The 15,634-nt window shown below is 64.6% G+C and carries 14 protein-coding genes; 4 read left to right on the top strand and 10 right to left on the bottom strand.

Annotation, left to right across the window (positions count from 1 at the left end; genetic code table 11):
- Positions 1-8: 8 nt before the first annotated feature.
- The 3 genes from argA to proP all read left to right on the top strand — a co-directional run bounded on the left by argA (position 9) and on the right by proP (position 3,963).
- Positions 9-1,397 carry an amino-acid N-acetyltransferase gene (argA, locus tag BUS06_RS09985; RefSeq protein ID WP_074264118.1) on the top strand — a complete coding sequence of 463 codons (1,389 nt, stop codon included), beginning with the start codon at positions 9-11 and terminating at the stop codon, positions 1,395-1,397.
- Between the two features lie 78 nt (positions 1,398-1,475).
- Complete coding sequence (locus BUS06_RS09980; RefSeq protein ID WP_074264117.1) at positions 1,476-1,751, top strand: oxidative damage protection protein; 276 nt, start codon at positions 1,476-1,478, stop codon at positions 1,749-1,751.
- Positions 1,752-2,457: 706 nt separating this feature from the next.
- Entirely contained in the window at positions 2,458-3,963 is a 1,506-nt protein-coding gene (gene proP / locus BUS06_RS09975) for a glycine betaine/L-proline transporter ProP (protein WP_254368813.1), read from the top strand.
- Here proP and BUS06_RS09970 read toward each other — a convergent pair.
- The 7 genes from BUS06_RS09970 to BUS06_RS09940 form a co-directional block, all read right to left on the bottom strand.
- Positions 3,960-4,436, bottom strand: a complete 477-nt coding sequence (locus BUS06_RS09970; protein WP_074264116.1) for a metallophosphoesterase family protein — start codon at positions 4,434-4,436, stop codon at positions 3,960-3,962. The genes proP and BUS06_RS09970 overlap by 4 nt on opposite strands.
- A 121-nt stretch (positions 4,437-4,557) precedes the next feature.
- Positions 4,558-5,961: an FAD-containing oxidoreductase gene (locus BUS06_RS09965; protein ID WP_074264115.1), complete on the bottom strand. Its 1,404-nt coding sequence runs from the start codon at positions 5,959-5,961 to the stop codon at positions 4,558-4,560.
- A 207-nt stretch (positions 5,962-6,168) separates the two neighbouring features.
- Positions 6,169-6,363 (bottom strand): hypothetical protein, encoded by a 195-nt coding sequence (locus tag BUS06_RS09960; protein WP_074264114.1) that lies wholly within the window; start codon positions 6,361-6,363, stop codon positions 6,169-6,171.
- A gap of 288 nt (positions 6,364-6,651) precedes the next feature.
- Positions 6,652-7,266: a glutathione S-transferase family protein gene (locus tag BUS06_RS09955; protein WP_074264113.1), complete on the bottom strand. Its 615-nt coding sequence runs from the start codon at positions 7,264-7,266 to the stop codon at positions 6,652-6,654.
- A gap of 153 nt (positions 7,267-7,419) precedes the next feature.
- Complete coding sequence (locus tag BUS06_RS09950) at positions 7,420-9,741, bottom strand: putative bifunctional diguanylate cyclase/phosphodiesterase (RefSeq protein WP_074264112.1); 2,322 nt, start codon at positions 9,739-9,741, stop codon at positions 7,420-7,422.
- 109 nt (positions 9,742-9,850) lie between these two features.
- Positions 9,851-10,837, bottom strand: coding sequence for a 2,3,4,5-tetrahydropyridine-2,6-dicarboxylate N-succinyltransferase (gene dapD / locus BUS06_RS09945; protein WP_174567507.1), 987 nt, complete (start codon positions 10,835-10,837; stop codon positions 9,851-9,853).
- A 135-nt stretch (positions 10,838-10,972) separates the two neighbouring features.
- Positions 10,973-11,686: an SH3 domain-containing protein gene (locus BUS06_RS09940; protein WP_074264111.1), complete on the bottom strand. Its 714-nt coding sequence runs from the start codon at positions 11,684-11,686 to the stop codon at positions 10,973-10,975.
- 217 nt (positions 11,687-11,903) lie between these two features.
- Between BUS06_RS09940 and BUS06_RS09935 the strand changes: the two genes are divergently transcribed.
- Positions 11,904-12,701 (top strand): lysozyme inhibitor LprI family protein, encoded by a 798-nt coding sequence (locus tag BUS06_RS09935; protein WP_074264110.1) that lies wholly within the window; start codon positions 11,904-11,906, stop codon positions 12,699-12,701.
- A gap of 79 nt (positions 12,702-12,780) precedes the next feature.
- Here the strand turns inward: BUS06_RS09935 and BUS06_RS09930 are convergent, their stop codons facing one another.
- From BUS06_RS09930 to BUS06_RS09920, 3 genes are read right to left on the bottom strand one after another with little or no spacing between them, the layout of a single operon-like run.
- Positions 12,781-14,316, bottom strand: a complete 1,536-nt coding sequence (locus tag BUS06_RS09930; RefSeq protein WP_074264109.1) for a chemotaxis protein CheW — start codon at positions 14,314-14,316, stop codon at positions 12,781-12,783.
- A gap of 14 nt (positions 14,317-14,330) precedes the next feature.
- The gene (locus BUS06_RS09925) at positions 14,331-14,807 is read right to left on the bottom strand and encodes a chemotaxis protein CheD (protein ID WP_083611507.1); all 477 of its coding nucleotides are present in this window, start codon (positions 14,805-14,807) and stop codon (positions 14,331-14,333) included.
- Positions 14,804-15,631 (bottom strand): CheR family methyltransferase, encoded by an 828-nt coding sequence (locus tag BUS06_RS09920; RefSeq protein ID WP_074264108.1) that lies wholly within the window; start codon positions 15,629-15,631, stop codon positions 14,804-14,806. Before BUS06_RS09920 ends, BUS06_RS09925 begins: the two co-directional genes overlap by 4 nt.
- Positions 15,632-15,634: the final 3 nt, after the last annotated feature.

The raw sequence follows: 15,634 nt of genomic DNA, 5'->3' as shown, positions 1-15,634 counted from the left end.
TCCCGGGCATGAATTCCCAAACCGACCTCGTCCCCACGCCCGCGAGCGCTCCGGCCACGTCCGGCGCCACGGAATCCGACTCGCAACACGCGCAATTCGTCGACTGGATGCGTTCGGTTGCCCCGTACATTCACGCGTTCCGCAACAAGACGTTCGTCGTCGGGTTCGGCGGCGAAGTGGTGCATCAAGGGCTACTGAACGCGCTGGTGTCGGACATCGCGCTGCTGCAGGCCATGGGCATCCAGATCGTGCTCGTCCACGGCTCGCGACCGCAGGTCGAAGAGCAGATGAGCCTGCACGGCGTGGAGTCCGAGTTTTCGCACGGCATGCGCATCACGGACGCGCGCGCGCTCGAATCCGCGAAGGAAGCGGCCGGCGAAGTGCGTCTGGACATCGAGGCGGCGATCAGCCAGGGCTTGCCGAACACGCCGATGGCGCACGCGCACATCAGCGTGGTGTCCGGCAACTTCGTGACAGCGCGGCCGGTCGGCATTCTGGACGGGGTCGACTTCGCCCACACGGGTGTGGTGCGCAAGATCGACGCGGATTCGATTCGCCATTCTCTCGCCAGCCGCAAGCTCGTGCTGCTCTCGCCGCTCGGCTTCTCGCCCACTGGCGAGGCGTTCAATCTGGCCATGGAAGATGTGGCCTCGGCGGCCGCCATCGCGCTGCGCGCCGACAAGATCGTGTTCCTGACCGAGACGCCGGGCCTGATGCAGGATGGCGAAGACGGCACCGAACTGATGCGCGAACTGTCGCTCGACGACGCCTACAAGCTGCATGAAAGCGGCGAAGTCACCGGCGACGCCGGCTTCTATCTGAAGCACTGCATCCGCGCCTGCCGTGGCGGCGTGGCGCGGGCGCACATCATCCCCTACGCGCTCGACGGCAGTCTGCTGCTCGAACTGTTCCTGCACGATGGCGTGGGCACGATGATCTCGTACGAGAACCTCGAAAGCCTGCGCGAAGCGACGCCGGACGACGTCGGCGGCATTCTCGCGCTGATCGAACCGCTGGAGTCGGACGGCACGCTCGTGCGGCGCGACCGCCACCAGATCGAACGCGACATCGACCACTTCTCGGTGATCGAGCACGATGGCGTGCTGTTCGGCTGCGCGGCGCTTTATCCCTACACGCAGGAACGCATCGGCGAAATGGCGTGCCTCACAGTCGCACCGGAAGCGCAAGGCACCGGCGACGGCGAGCGGCTTCTGAAGCGCATCGAGCAGCGCGCTCGCGCACGCGGTCTCACGCGCATTTTCGTGCTGACGACGCGCACTGAACACTGGTTCCTGAAACGCGGCTTTGTGAAGGCAACGGTCGACGACCTGCCGGAAGATCGCCGCCGCCTTTATAACTGGCAGCGCAAGTCGCTCGTGCTGATGAAACAGCTCTGAGCGGCCCCATATAAAGCGACTGCCCAAAAACGCAACAGCGCGCAATAGCGTCCCCACCGATTAAAGGAGAAGCACAGCATGGCTCGTATGGTTCAATGCGCGAAGCTCGGCAAGGAAGCCGAAGGCCTCGATTTCCCGCCGCTGCCGGGCGAACTCGGCAAGCGGATCTACGAAAGCATTTCGAAAGAAGCCTGGCAGGCGTGGCTCAAGCAACAGACCATGCTGATCAACGAAAACCGCCTGAACATGGCCGATCCGCGTGCCCGCCAGTATCTGATGAAGCAGACCGAGAAGTTCTTCTTCGGCGAAGGCGCCGATCAGGCTACGGGTTACGTGCCGCCGTCGCAGAGCTGAGCTGATCCGATCTGACCTGTTCGGCGCTCGCAGGGTCGCGAATCGGCCGCCCTCGCTGACACCGTTTGAAGAAAAATCCGCGCCCCGTGCGCGGATTTTTTTCGCCCATTCGACTCGAAACCGGCCACTTATCGGGCCACGATCCGAGCCCTAAACCAGCTGCTTTTAAGCCCCCGTTTCAAATTCTCACACTCGCCCGAATCCCCCGTCCCGCAAGGGATTCGGCGCCCTCGGACACCCTCCCGCCGGCCGTACCGTTTGCACGATCCTCTGTCATCGTGCTATTATGTGCGTCGTTCCAACAGTAATTCGCCATCATTCGCATTCAATCTACCGTGCGGCGCCGTGCGCATCGCACTCCGGATTGAGCAGTTTTTATACAAGAAGGCTTGTCGGTCACGTCGCGGGATTTTCGCGGTCATCACCGGCCTTTTTCGTGCCAGGCCTTTCAGCGGCGCCCCGCCGGTTTCGAACCGCGCGAGCGTCCTCATGCATCTGCCCCCCTTCCACGGCCACGCAGATGCAAAACAATCAGCAGCACTAGAGCAGTGCAATTTCGCGACATGCGCGTAAGGGCCATGCGTGGCGCCGGCGTTTCCGCTTTCACGCCCTTGCCCACCCGTCAAGGCCGTCACCGGCGCCCTCGCCCAGCTCGTGAAACTGCACTTTCCCCAGCACCCGTGGCGGAACATTCATGCGCATTTTCATGAGTTTCGTCGCAGTCATTGGAGTTTTCACCTTGACCGCTTCCAGCAACGGCTTCTGGCGACACAAAAACCAGGAACAACGTCTCACCCTCGACGACATCACCGTCGTCGATAGGTCCCTACTCAAACGTGCCGTCGGCGCCATGGCGCTCGGCAACGCCATGGAGTGGTTCGACTTTGGCGTGTATAGCTACATCGCGGTCACGCTCGGCCAGGTGTTCTTCCCGTCGAGCAATCCGTCCGCGCAGTTGATCGCGACCTTCGGCACGTTCGCCGCAGCGTTCCTCGTGCGACCGATCGGCGGCATGGTATTCGGCCCGCTCGGCGACCGCATCGGCCGCCAGCGCGTGCTCGCCATGACGATGATCATGATGGCCGCCGGCACCTTCGCGATCGGTCTGATTCCGAGCTATTCGTCGATCGGCATCTTCGCCCCCGTGTTACTGCTCGTCGCGCGGCTGGTGCAGGGCTTCTCCACCGGCGGCGAATACGGCGGCGCGGCGACCTTCATCGCCGAGTTCTCCACCGACAAGCGCCGTGGCTTCATGGGCAGCTTCCTCGAGTTCGGCACGCTGATCGGCTACGTGCTCGGCGCAGGGACCGTCGCATTGCTCACCGCCACGCTGTCGCATGAAGCGCTGCTGTCATGGGGCTGGCGTGTGCCGTTCCTGATCGCAGGGCCGCTGGGACTGGTGGGTCTGTACATCCGGATGAAGCTCGAAGAAACGCCCGCATTCAAGAAGCAGGCCGAAGCACGCGAAGCGGAAGACAAGGCGCTGCCCAAACAGAGCCTGCGCGACCTGCTCGCCCGCCAATGGAAGGCGCTGTTGCTGTGCGTCGGCCTCGTGCTGATCTTCAACGTGACCGACTACATGGCGCTGTCGTATCTGCCGAGCTATCTGTCCTCGACGCTGCATTTCAACGAAACGCATGGCCTGTTTCTCGTGCTGCTCGTGATGGTGCTGATGATGCCGATGACGCTGTTCGCCGGCCGCCTGTCCGACACGATCGGCCGCAAGCCGGTGATGCTGTTCGGCTGCGTCGGTCTTTTCGCGCTGTCGATTCCCGCCCTCTTGTTGATCCGCATGGGCGCGGTGCTGCCGGTGTTTAGCGGCCTGCTGATTCTCGGTGTGCTGCTGTCGTGCTTCACGGGCGTGATGCCGTCGGCGCTGCCGGCGCTCTTCCCCACCCGCATCCGCTACGGTGCGCTCGCGATCGGCTTCAATATCTCGGTGTCGCTGTTCGGCGGCACGACGCCGCTCGTCGCCGCGTGGCTCGTCGACCGCACCGGCAATCTGATGATGCCCGCGTACTACCTGATGGCGGCATCGCTGATCGGGATCGTCTCGGTGCTCGCCTTGCGCGAAACCGCGCGCCGGCCGTTGCTTGGCTCGGGTCCGTGCGTCGGCACGCGTGCTGAAGCGCACGCCGTGCTGCGCGGCGAACGCGCGGCCGAGGAGATGGACGAAGAGAACTACGCGTCGGGAGCGACGGCGCGAGCCTAAAGCAACGAGTGCCACGTGGCGGTGGCACTCGCGCCCTCCACTAGCAGCAGACCCGCCGACACCGGTAGCTTGAAACGTCGCGGCCCGGCACTGCCCGGGTTCACGAACAGCACGCCGTCGCGCTCCTCGATCAGCGGTTTGTGTGAATGCCCGGTGACGACGACGCCAATTCCCTCGCTGCGCATATCCCCATCGAGATCGTCGATGTCGTGCACGATCCGGATTTTCACTTGCCGCACGGTGAGCGTAGCGTGCGTCGGCAACGCGCGAGCCCAGTCGCCGATGTCGTTGTTGCCGCGTACTGCCGTGACGGGAGCGACGCGTTCGAGTGCATCGAGAACCGCCTGCTCGCAGATATCACCGGCATGAATGATGGCGTCGCATCCGGCCAGATGCTGCAGGGCTTCCGGACGCACGAGATTATGCGTGTCGGAGATCAAGCCGATGCGAGTCGGCGTGGAGTACGCAGTCATATAGATGTCAGTCCTTCCCTGGCCACGGGTTGCTGGCCAGTCTCCGCGGCCCGCGTCTCTGATGCGAGGTAAGCGTCATTACTCAATCCGGTGACAGGCAAGTCCAATAGTCCGATGCGCACTACTTCACCGGCTTAAGCGGCTTCAGCCCATCGAGCAACGTCGGCACCAGTTCGCTGATGGTCGGATGAATATGCATCGCATATTGCAACGTCGGATACGGCGCGCCGGCCGTCATGATGTCGATGAATGTATGCAGCGCTTCATCGCCCTCAATGCCGAGAATCGCCGCGCCGATAATCTGTTTTGTCTGAGCATCCACCAGCACCTTCATGAAGCCGTCGGTCTCACCGCGTTCACGCGCGCGGCCGACCCGCGTCATCGGCATGGTCGCGATCAGGGCATCGCGGCCAGAAGCGCGCACTTCGGTTTCGGAAAGACCGACCCTCGCAAGCGGCGGATCGACAAACACCGCATACGTCATGATGCGGGTATCGGCCGTGCGCGAGCCGCCGTCGAACAGATTGGCCGCGACGATCTGATAGTCGTCATAGGACGTGTGCGTGAACGCGCCGCGGCCGTTGACGTCGCCGATGGCCCACACCCCCGGCACCTTGGTGCGCAACTCACCGTCCACGGGAATCATGCCGTGCCGGTCGGTTTCGAGGCCGGCGGTCGCGAGACCGAGGTCATCGGTATTCGGCCTGCGGCCGGTGGCGAACAGCAGATGCGACGCCTCCACGGCAGCCCCCGAACCCTCGAGGACCACGCGCACGCCGTCGCCGGCAAGCGGCTCGACGCGCTGCGGCTCACCGCCAAAGCGAAACTCGATGCCTTCGCGCGCCAGCACTTTCTGCACGTTGTTTGCAAGGTCAGCGTCCTCGCGAGCCAGCACGCGCTCGCCGCGCACGAGCACGGTCACGCGGCTGCCGAAACGGCGAAACACCTGGGCGAATTCGAGCGCGATATAACTGCCGCCGACAATCACCAGATGCTCCGGCAATTCGGTCAACTCGAGCAGCGTGGAGTTGGTGTAGTAGCGGATTCGATCAATGCCGTCGAGCGGCGGCACCACCGCGCGCGTGCCGGTGTTGATAAATATCTCGTCGGCCTGCAGTTCATCGACGATCTGCCCATCCGACCCACTGATGCTCAAGCTATGCGGCCCGGTAAACCGGGCATGCCCGTTGAACACGGTGACATTCTCCGCGCCGCGCAGCCATTTTTCGACGCCGTTGCGCGACTCGCCGATGATCCGGTCCTTGCGCGCTTTGACTTGCGCCAGATCGACCGTAACCGGTCCCGCGACATGCACGCCATACTCGCCGGCGTGACGCGCCACGTGGGCCGCGCGAGCACTCGCGACATAACTCTTGGTGGGTGTACATCCGACATTCACACAGGTGCCGCCGAACGCGCCGCGCTCGATCACGGCTGTCTTGCGGCCGCTTTTACCAAGACGCACTGCGAGCGGCGAACCGCCCTGTCCTGTACCGATCACGACTGCGTCGAAATGCTGAGGCATGGCATGTCTCCCGAGGGCTGATAGCAGGCTTGTGCCATCTTACGCCAAGGCTCGTGGGAAACTGTCGCTGAGGTCTTCGAGGTGCCGCAGGGGGCGAACTGCCGTCGGCTAACACCGGGCCGCGTGGGCCGTGACGAAGTGGGGGCGTGAAAACGAAGAAACGAGGTGCTGCGTGTGTAACTGCGCCGCCGGCGCAATAAATTGCGCTCAGCAGTGGCAGTGACCGTGATGCGCGCAGATCAGTTCACGCGAGCGTTGCAACGCCGCGCGGGCGCCCTTCGTGGCCATCAGCAGGCCCACCTGGCTCAGGTTGAAATCCTGCGCCACCATCATTTGCATTAACGCCACCATCGGCAGGATCACCGATGGGTGGTACAACTGTCTTTCGATCAAGGCTCGCATATCTGCTCCCACTGCGTCTCGCCGCTTCGGCGCGACGTTACTTTACGTTTCGATGGTGGGATTCTAAGGATCGGCGACCTGTGGATAAAGAGCCGGAAAGCGAAGTCACTTGTTGCGGAAACCGAACAATCTGCGCTACGGCCGGAAAGCGCCGCCAGTGGGGCTTGCAGCCGCTTTCCGACATGCCCGAAGTATGCTGCGAATGCGGGCTATCGGGCCGATAGCCCCACCAGCCTCCACGCGAGTCAAAAGGTTATTCGACCGGCGCGCGCGGATCGCGGCGCCGGTTCATTCCAGCGGCGCGCCGATAAACTCCGGCAACGCTTCCGCGCGTTCGGAGAACGCGGCCAGCGCCGGATAGCGCGCTGCATCCACAGCGCCCGGCAGCATGAACTGCGTGAACCGCCATGCGATCGCCACCGTGATATCCGGCTGCATCATACGGTCCCCCAGCAGCCAGCCTTCATGACCGGCCACGCGCGCCTCGAGCAGACCATATGCGGCGTGCATCTGCTTCTGCACCCGCTCGAGCCACGGCGCATGCTGCAATGCCTCGGGCCGCAGCTGGCGCTCGTAGACTTCCTGCATGGTCTTTTCGGTGGCAGCGAGCGCGAGCCCGATCACGCTCAGTGCGTGCAGCCGCGCGCCGGGCTCCTCCGGCATCAGACGGCACGCGGGAGCGACCTTGTGGTCGATGTGATCGAGGATCAACGTCGAATCGATCAGCATCGTGCCGTCGTCTTCGAAGAGGGTCGGTGCTTTGACAATCGGATTGAGCTGTGCAAACTCGTCGAAGTGACGAAACACCGACACGTGGCGGTGCTCGAAGGGCAAGCCAAGCACGGCCAGCGAAATCGCGACGCGACGCACATATGGGGAGTCCAGCACGCCAATCAATAGCATTCGTCGCCTCTTGGGAACAGATGGAAGGAATGCATGACTTTAGACGAACCCGGCAGGTGACAGGTAACCAAGCGAGGTAACCAAGCGGTAATCAGGCAACAACGAACGGCCAACGCATCGCCGCCGCGATGCTACGTGGTCCCCGGCAAGCGCTTATTCCGCCTGCTGCTGTGCGCTCGCCCCGCCGGCCAGCCTGCGCGTGTCCGTCAGGCTGCGTGCATAGGCGCCGGCCGCCATCGGCCGGCTGAACAGATAGCCTTGCTGCTTGTCGCAATCGATCGAGCGCAGGAACGACGACTGCGCCGTCGTCTCCACCCCTTCGGCCGTCACGTCCATGCCGAGAGAATGCGCCATCGCCACCACGGCCTGGGTAATCGCAATCGAATCGCGATGGTCCGGCAAGCCCGCGACAAACGAACGGTCGATCTTGAGGTTATGTAACGGGAAACGCTTCAGATACGACAGCGAGGAATAACCGGTGCCGAAGTCGTCGACGGAAATCTTCACGCCCATACTGCTGAGCGCGGTCAGAATCGGCAGCACGGTTTCGCTGTCGTTCATCAGCAGGCGCTCGGTAATCTCCAGCTCCAGCGCATCGGGCCCAAGGCCGCAACGCGCAAGACAGCGTTCGATGCGTTCCGCCAGGCCCTCGCTCACCTGACGCGGCGACAGGTTCACGGCAATCACGAGATCCGGCGCGAGGGTGCGCCGCCATTGCGCCACCTGCTCGCACGCATGTTCGAGCACCCAGTTGCCGATCGCGACAATCAGCCCGGTATCCTCCGCGACGGGAATGAACTCCACCGGCGACACATCGCCCAGTTCGCGGTTGTACCAGCGCAGCAGCGCTTCCGCGCCGACCGTGCGGCCGTTCCGGCTGTCGACGATCGGCTGGTACACGAGACTCAGCTCGCCCGCCGCGAGCGCGCGGCGCAGCAACTGCTCGATCGCAAAGCGCCGTTGCAGGTGCTTGTTCAGATCGGCGGTGAAGAACTGGAAGTTGTTGCGGCCGCGCTGCTTGGCCGAATACATCGCCGAGTCGGCATTTCGCATCAGCGTGGGCACATCCTGGCCGTCTTCGGGGAAGAGACTGATGCCGATCGACGCGCCCAGGTAGTATTCGTTGCCCGCCACCGCGAACGGCACGGCCACCGTTTCAAGTATGCGGCGCGCGAATGCGATCAGCGTCTCGGTGTTCTCATACGAGCTCACGACGATCACGAACTCGTCGCCGCCCACCCGCGCCAGCGTGTCCTGTTCCTTGACGCAGGACGCCAGACGATGCGCGACGCTGCACAACAGCGTGTCGCCCGCTTCGTGGCCCGCGGTGTCGTTGACCTTCTTGAAACCGTCGAGGTCGACAAACAGCACCGCGACGCGCGCCAGCTCGGTGTCCAGCCCCGCCGGCTCGAACAGGTCGCGCATCCGGTCGGCCAGATAGGCGCGGTTGTAGAGCCCCGTGAGCGAATCGCGCGTCGCCAGATATTTGAGTTGCTGCTGGGCCTTGCGCACCGGGCCGATATCGGTGAACGAGATCAGCATCGAACCCAGCTCGCGCTCGCCAGGCTTCACGATGGGCACCACGTTCACCGTGATCCAGATGATTTCGTCGTCCGCGAGCTCCACGCCGATCGTCTGGCCGAGCAGCGGTTTGCCGCTTGCCAGCACGCGCACCGTCGGGCGGTCGGTCTGGGCGATCGGCGTGCCGTCTTCATGGAAGCTGCGCCGCATGACAGTCTGGATGTCCTGGCCAATCAGCTCGCTTCCCGCGTGCAGCATACGCAGCGCGCTCGGGTTGCAGGCGAGCACCACTCCGTCGCGCGTCTGCACGACGATGCCTTCGTTCAGATGATTGACGACAAGGCGGTGGTGCTCCTCGCTTTGCGCCAGGCGCCGCGCCATCGCGTCCTGATGCACGGCGAGACCGACGCTGCGGCCGATATCGCGCAGCATGGCCTCCTCGTCGGCAACCGGCCGGCGCGGCGTGCGGTAGTAGACGGCAAACGCGCCCAGCACCTGGCCCGCGTCGTTTTCGAACGGAATCGACCAGCACGAACGCAAGCCATGCGGCAAGGCGAGCTGCTTGAAGTCCACCCACAGCGGATCGGTCTCGATGTCCTCGACCACTACCAGGCGCCGCAGAAACATGGCGGTGCCGCACGAGCCCACCTGCGGGCCGATGGCAACCCCGTTCAGCGCCTCGGTGTATTCCTTCGGCAGCGACGGCGCACCGCCGGAACGCGTGTGGATGCCGTCGGCATCGAGCAGCAGGATCGTGCAGGACGCGTCCTCGCCGAGCAAGGCTTCCGCGCGGCGGCACACCTCGTCGAGCAGTTCGGGTAGCGGCGTGTTGCGCGTGATCAGCCGCAATACGCTGCGCTCGGACGCGAGCAGGCGCTCCGCCAGCCCCGTCGAATAGCGGGCGCTGTCAGACTCTGCTCCAACCGTGTCACCTGGTGTCACCTGGCAAGTCATAATCGAGCCCCCTAACCCGACATCGGCAGGATGGGACCGCTAGCGCACTGGGGTTTACGCCAAGGACAGTGGCGTAAACCGTCGGCCGCGCCGTATCCGCTGCGCTCGCCTAGTTATGCGTGTGCAAGTCCGGATTCAGTTGTCCCCACGTCTTGGTGCGCGAGATGGCCTCCACCGCCCCGCTCTGCGAATTGCGGCGGAACAGCCACCCCGGCTGCCCCGACAGCTCGGCTGCCTTGACCACCGCGCCGTCCGGCAAGCTGACCCGGGTGCCCGCCGTGATGTAGCAGCCGGCTTCAACCACGCAGTCGTCGCCAAGCGAAATGCCGATCCCCGCGTTGGCGCCCAGCAGGCAGCGCTTGCCCACCGATACGACTTGCGTGCCGCCGCCCGAGAGCGTGCCCATGATCGACGCGCCGCCGCCGATATCGCTGTGATCGTCGACCACCACGCCTGAACTGATGCGGCCTTCGACCATAGACGCGCCAAGGGTGCCCGCATTGAAATTGCAGAAGCCTTCGTGCATGACCGTGGTGCCTGGGGCGAGATAGGCGCCGAGCCTGACCCGGTCCACGTTGGCGATACGCACGCCTGCGGGCACGACGTAGTCAGTCATGCGCGGGAATTTGTCGATGCCAGTGACTTCGAACGTGGTGCGCGCGGCGCGCGCCTTCAGGCGCACCTGCGCGACCGATTCCACGGTGCAGGGACCAAACGAGGTCCATGCGACATTGGCAAGCAATCCGAACAGACCGCTCAGATTGGCCTCATGCGGGCGGATCAGCCGGTGGCTGAGCAGATGCAGGCGCAGATAGACGTCGTGTGCATCGAGCGGCGGCTCGGCGAGCGAGGCAATCGCCGTGCGCACGCCGATCACCTCGACGCCGCGTCGCTCGTCGGGGCCGACGCAATTCGCGGCGGCGTCGCCGATCGCCCGCGACACTTCCTCGTGCGATAGCCGCGCCGTGCCGCCTGCGAGCGGCCCTTCCGCCAATTCGGGCTCGGGAAACCAGCTATCGAGGACGGTGCCGTCGGCGGCCACTGTCGCCAGGCCCACCGCCGATGCGCCACAAGTCTTGTGTTCAGCCACTGCCATCGCTCCCTGTCCTTGTTGAGATCTGTACGGGCTTTATGCCGCCTGAGCCTTGCGGCGCGGCGGGTTCGCCTTGCCCGCGGCCTGACGTGTTCACCTTAGGTGGTCACGCGGCGGCGTACTCCCTGGCTGCCCCGTCTAACCGCCGCCTGGCGGCCGTCCGCCTTGTCCGCCGCCACCTGGAGGGCGTGAACCCTGTCCACCGCCCCCACCACCCGGTGGCTTGCCGCCGCCGGGAGGTCGACCGCCGCCGCCCGGAGGCTGTCCACCTGGAGGCCGGCCGCCCGGGGGACGTCCACCCGCACCCGGCGGCGGACCGCCCGGCGGGCGGCCACCCACGTTGCCCGGCGGGCGACCGCCTGGCGGCCTGCCGCCGGGACCACCGGGGCCACCTGGAGGCCGGCCAGGCGGACGTCCCGCACCCGGGCGCGGCGGCCGTGGCGGAGGACGATGCGCCCAGCGCGACTGATCCCGGTACCACGGCCGGCCACGATAATAGTTACCCCAATACGTCCCGATCGAGAACGTCACGATCGGCAAGCCGATCGCGTTTCCATAGCCCAGCACGGGGACCGGGTTGCCTTGATAAGGATAGTTGAGCCGTCCCGCATAAACCCAGCCGCGCAGATTGGGCGTCGCGACATCGCACCAGCTGTAGCCGGCGACACACCCCATCACCGTGACCGGCAGGCCACCCGGCAATTGCGAGACCACCGGGTAGTCACGTGCGGGACCGGCCCGAAGGTTCACTGAGCTATTGGTGACGGCCTGCGCCTGCGCGAACGCAGCGGCGGGCACGAGCAACAGGGCGGTCAATCCTGCATAACAGCACTGCACCAACTGTCTTCGCATTGCGGCCTCCTCTGGCGGGGCGGTTTCGATTGTCGCTGCGTCTGGATGTCACTGTGTAAGCAAGCGTACCGCATCCCGATGAAGGTCGCAGGTCATTCGCGGGCTGATAGCAACATTTGGTAAGAAGTTTGCGAACTCGTCCTTTTTTTGAGGTCTGGCCGTTTCCAACTCAGCCGATCATTCATCGCATTACCGACCCTGCTCTGTCCGGACTGCCATGAAGATTTTCCGAACCACCGTTTTCGCGAGCCTGCTGCTCACCCACCTGCCGGCCCATGCGACCAGCTTCGATTGCAACAAGGGCCGTTCGATCACGGAACAACTGATCTGCCACCGAGCTGATCTATCGAAGCTCGACGACGTGCTTGGCAAGCTGTACTGGCAAGCGCGGCGCTCCGTCTCCAATCCCAAGGCGTTCCGCGCCGACAGCGACAGTAAATGGGCGTGGCGGGAAGCGAACTGCAGCGATGAGGAATGCCTGAAAACCTGGTACACCGGACGCATCCAGGAACTGCAGCTTTTGTTGACGAGCCTGCAGCAGGAACCGTCGGGCCAGCCGGATAAGTCCGCACAACCGGCCACGCCGACGCCGCGCCTGAACGAAGGGCCGCGCGATGCGGGACGGCGCGCGATCGCCCATGCTCAACCGGACGCGGAAACGGGTGGAACTGCGTTGGGCGGCACTGCGCCGGCCGGCGTTCCCGTGGCTGGCACGGCGGCGAGCGGCACCCCTGTTGCTGCCGCCGCGCCCAGCGACACTCCGCGGCACACCACGCAGCCGGGCAGTACCCCGCTGGCTGGCACTCCGATAGGCGGCGGCCAGCTCGCGCACGCACCTGCATACCCATTGGCGCTCCAATGCACCGCAGCCAATCCGGGCGTAACGTGGCACGACCAGTGTGCGACCGTCCTGAAGCAGGACACGCGCTGGCAATATCCGCCCCACAGCGGCGACTGGTTCTGCGGCGTGGCGACGGTCGAACAGTCTCCAGCAGAACCGGTGGCGCAGCAGTAAGTACGGGGGCGGTGTCGTTCGCGTCAGACTAGCCGGACCGCCCGTTCAACGCAGCCGGCGTGACTGTCCACGCGCCCCGTCACACCTCCGCCTCAACCGCGACCCGTTCGCACAGCGTCGCCAGGTCGATCAGCATCAAGGTGCCACGGCCTGGCAATTCGACCGCCTCGGTCATGCCGTTGCCCCAGCCGTTGGCTAGCTGGCGCGTCAGCATGGGCGGCACCGGAATCCGGCTGGCGGCTTCGATGGTGACGATGTTGTCGACCGCGTCGACCACGAGGCCGTACTTCTCGCCGCGATGCTCGACGATCAGGATCTTTGCCTGCGCGAGATCGTCGTACGGCGGCATGCCGTACATCGCGCGCACATCCACCACCGTCAACAGTTCGCGGCGCAGATGCAGCACGCCGCGCACGTACGGCGGCGCGCCAGGCGTCACCACGACCTCGCTGGAATAATCGATCACCTCGCGCAACTGGCCAATGCGCACGCCTAGCAGATGACCGAGCCGGAACGTCACGTAGGTCTCGCGCGGACCACGTCCGGCGTTTCCGCCTTTCCCATGGCCGCCACCTGAAGCGCCGCCCGCCTGGGTCCTGTCGCGATACAGATCGCGATGACCCCGGGCCACGGCGGTAATGCGCTCGTGGCTGCAGAGCGCTTCCGGATTCAACAGGATGATGCTGTCGCGCCCGTCGTTGCCAAGACAGCCCGCAAACAACGCCACATGGCGACGGCTATAAGCGGGCATCACGAGCAATTCGTCGTCGCGATAGCCGACGATGCTGCGCACCTCGTCGACCATCAGGCCGACGTGCAGCTCCTGATGATTCAGCACGACAATGCGCCGCTCGTCCGTGGATGCGGCGGTGGCAACGCCCGATGCCGCCGCGTCCTCACGCTCGAGTCCCATGAAGCGGGCAAAGTCGATCACCGGGACGGTCGTGCCGCGCAGGTTCAGCATGCCGATGCAGATCTCATCCGCGAGCGGCGACGGATGCATCGCGGGCACGCGGATAATCTCCTGAATCGCCGCCATCGGCAGCGCCAGATGCGCCTCGCCGACGCGAAACGATACGGTCTGTCGACGCTGCGCCTGCTGCGCGCGCCGCTCGGGCGCCGCGCTGCGGTGATGCAGATGCGGTACGTCCGGCAACCCGAGCAGCGCAGCAGCCGAGAGGATCTGCAAGATCCGCTCGCCGCCGTCGAGCTTCAGCGCACCGCAAATCACAGCCGGGCTCTGCTGCGCCGGATCCGCGCGGTCGAAGGCGATCTTCTGCGCCGCCGGCACGCGCAGGATTTCGCCGGTGGTGTCGAACCGCAGCCCCACCCGCACGTCGCCGAGTTCGACGATCGCGATCTTGCTGACGCTGCTTGCGGCTTCCTCGGGCAAATGCAGCAACTGACGCAGATCGACGATCGGAATCAGCGTGCCACGCAAGTTGAAAATACCGAGCAGATGACGTGGCGCCAGCGGCACCGGTGTGACAGCTGCCGGGTAGTTGACCACCTCCTGCAGGTCAGCAACCGGCAGCGCCAGTTCGGTCTCGCCGAGGTGAAAGGAGCCGAACAGTTCAACAGCGGAACTGCCGGCGGACGTTGCGTTGATATCCATGACGAGGACCCCGTTCAGAGAGTGCGGGTGATTTTTTTCACAACGAACGCATGCTGCCGGCAATCGATCAGCAGTTGCCGGCCGCATTCGCCGCCGACATCCTCGTGCACGACACGCACACCGAGTCCTTCGAGCAGGATCTGTGCAGTGCGCACGTTCTGCTCGCCGATCGGCGCGTGAGTGGGACGGCGCGCGTAATGCACCATGTTCGCGCCACCCGCCAACACGGCCTCCAGCGCGCCATGCGAGGCGCGCTGCACCTGCATCAGGCTCAGCAGCGACGGAATCGCCTGCGTGACGTATTTTGCGCCGATGCCCTCCGGCCGCACGGCCGCATCGGGCAGCAGGCAGTGCGCGAGTCCGTAGATGCCGCGCTCGCGCCACAACAGCCCAATGCCGACACACGAGCCGAGCGTCGCACGCAACACGTCATGTCCATTGCCGATGCCAATGGCGCACATATGCACCTGAATCTCGCGCGCATCGGTCACGGGCGGACCTCATTGCGATAGATAAGCGGCTGTTCGAAGGCGAATCCCATATCGAAGCGGCTCAACGATTCGGATTCCCCAACAATCAGCACACCATCCGGTGCCATCGCGCGTCGCACGTTTTCGAGCACCGCCTGTTGGCCAGCAGCGTCGAAATAGATCAGCACGTTGCGCAACAGCGTGACGTCCATCGTGCCGATGTCGCGTGCCGCCTCGTGCAGATTGTGTTTGCGGAACGTCACGTTCGCGCGCAACGCCGGGGCGGCCACGAAACCATCGTCCGTAGCGCTGAAGTACCTGGCCAGCAGGTCAGGATGGGTTTGCCTGAGCCCCTCGATGCTGCGGCCCTGGTAATGCGCCGCGGCAGCCTTGCGCAGAATCGCGTCACCGATATCGGTAGCGAGAATCCGGTAGCGAAACGCCGGATGCCGCTCACGAAACTCTTCGCACAGCATCGCCACCGTATAGGCTTCCTCGCCGCTCGAAGCTGCCGCCGACCACACCCGCAAAGGCGTGCCGCCGTGCGTCTCGAACCAGCGCGGCAGAAACTGCCCGGCGAAATATTCCCAGATGCGCGGCGTGCGAAAGAACGAGGTTTCGTTGGTCGTCACCAGGTCGATGAAATCGCGCACCTCTTCGGGCTTCGCCTCCAGCACATGCAGATAGTCCCGGTAACCGGGCAGTGCCAGCTCGCGCACCCGCCGGCGCAAGCGGCCCTCCAGCAGGGTCCACTTGCGCTCGCTCATGGCGATCCCGGTATGCCGCCGAACCTGATCGAAGAAGGCCCGGCGGGTCGCCTGATCGACCTCGCGCTCGTTATCCAAGGC

The sequence above is a fragment of the Paraburkholderia phenazinium genome, from assembly GCF_900141745.1.
In the GTDB taxonomy this organism is placed as follows: domain Bacteria; phylum Pseudomonadota; class Gammaproteobacteria; order Burkholderiales; family Burkholderiaceae; genus Paraburkholderia; species Paraburkholderia phenazinium_B.
The sequence above is the reverse complement of the archived record's forward strand: the minus strand, read 5'-3'. Positions and strand labels throughout refer to the sequence as shown.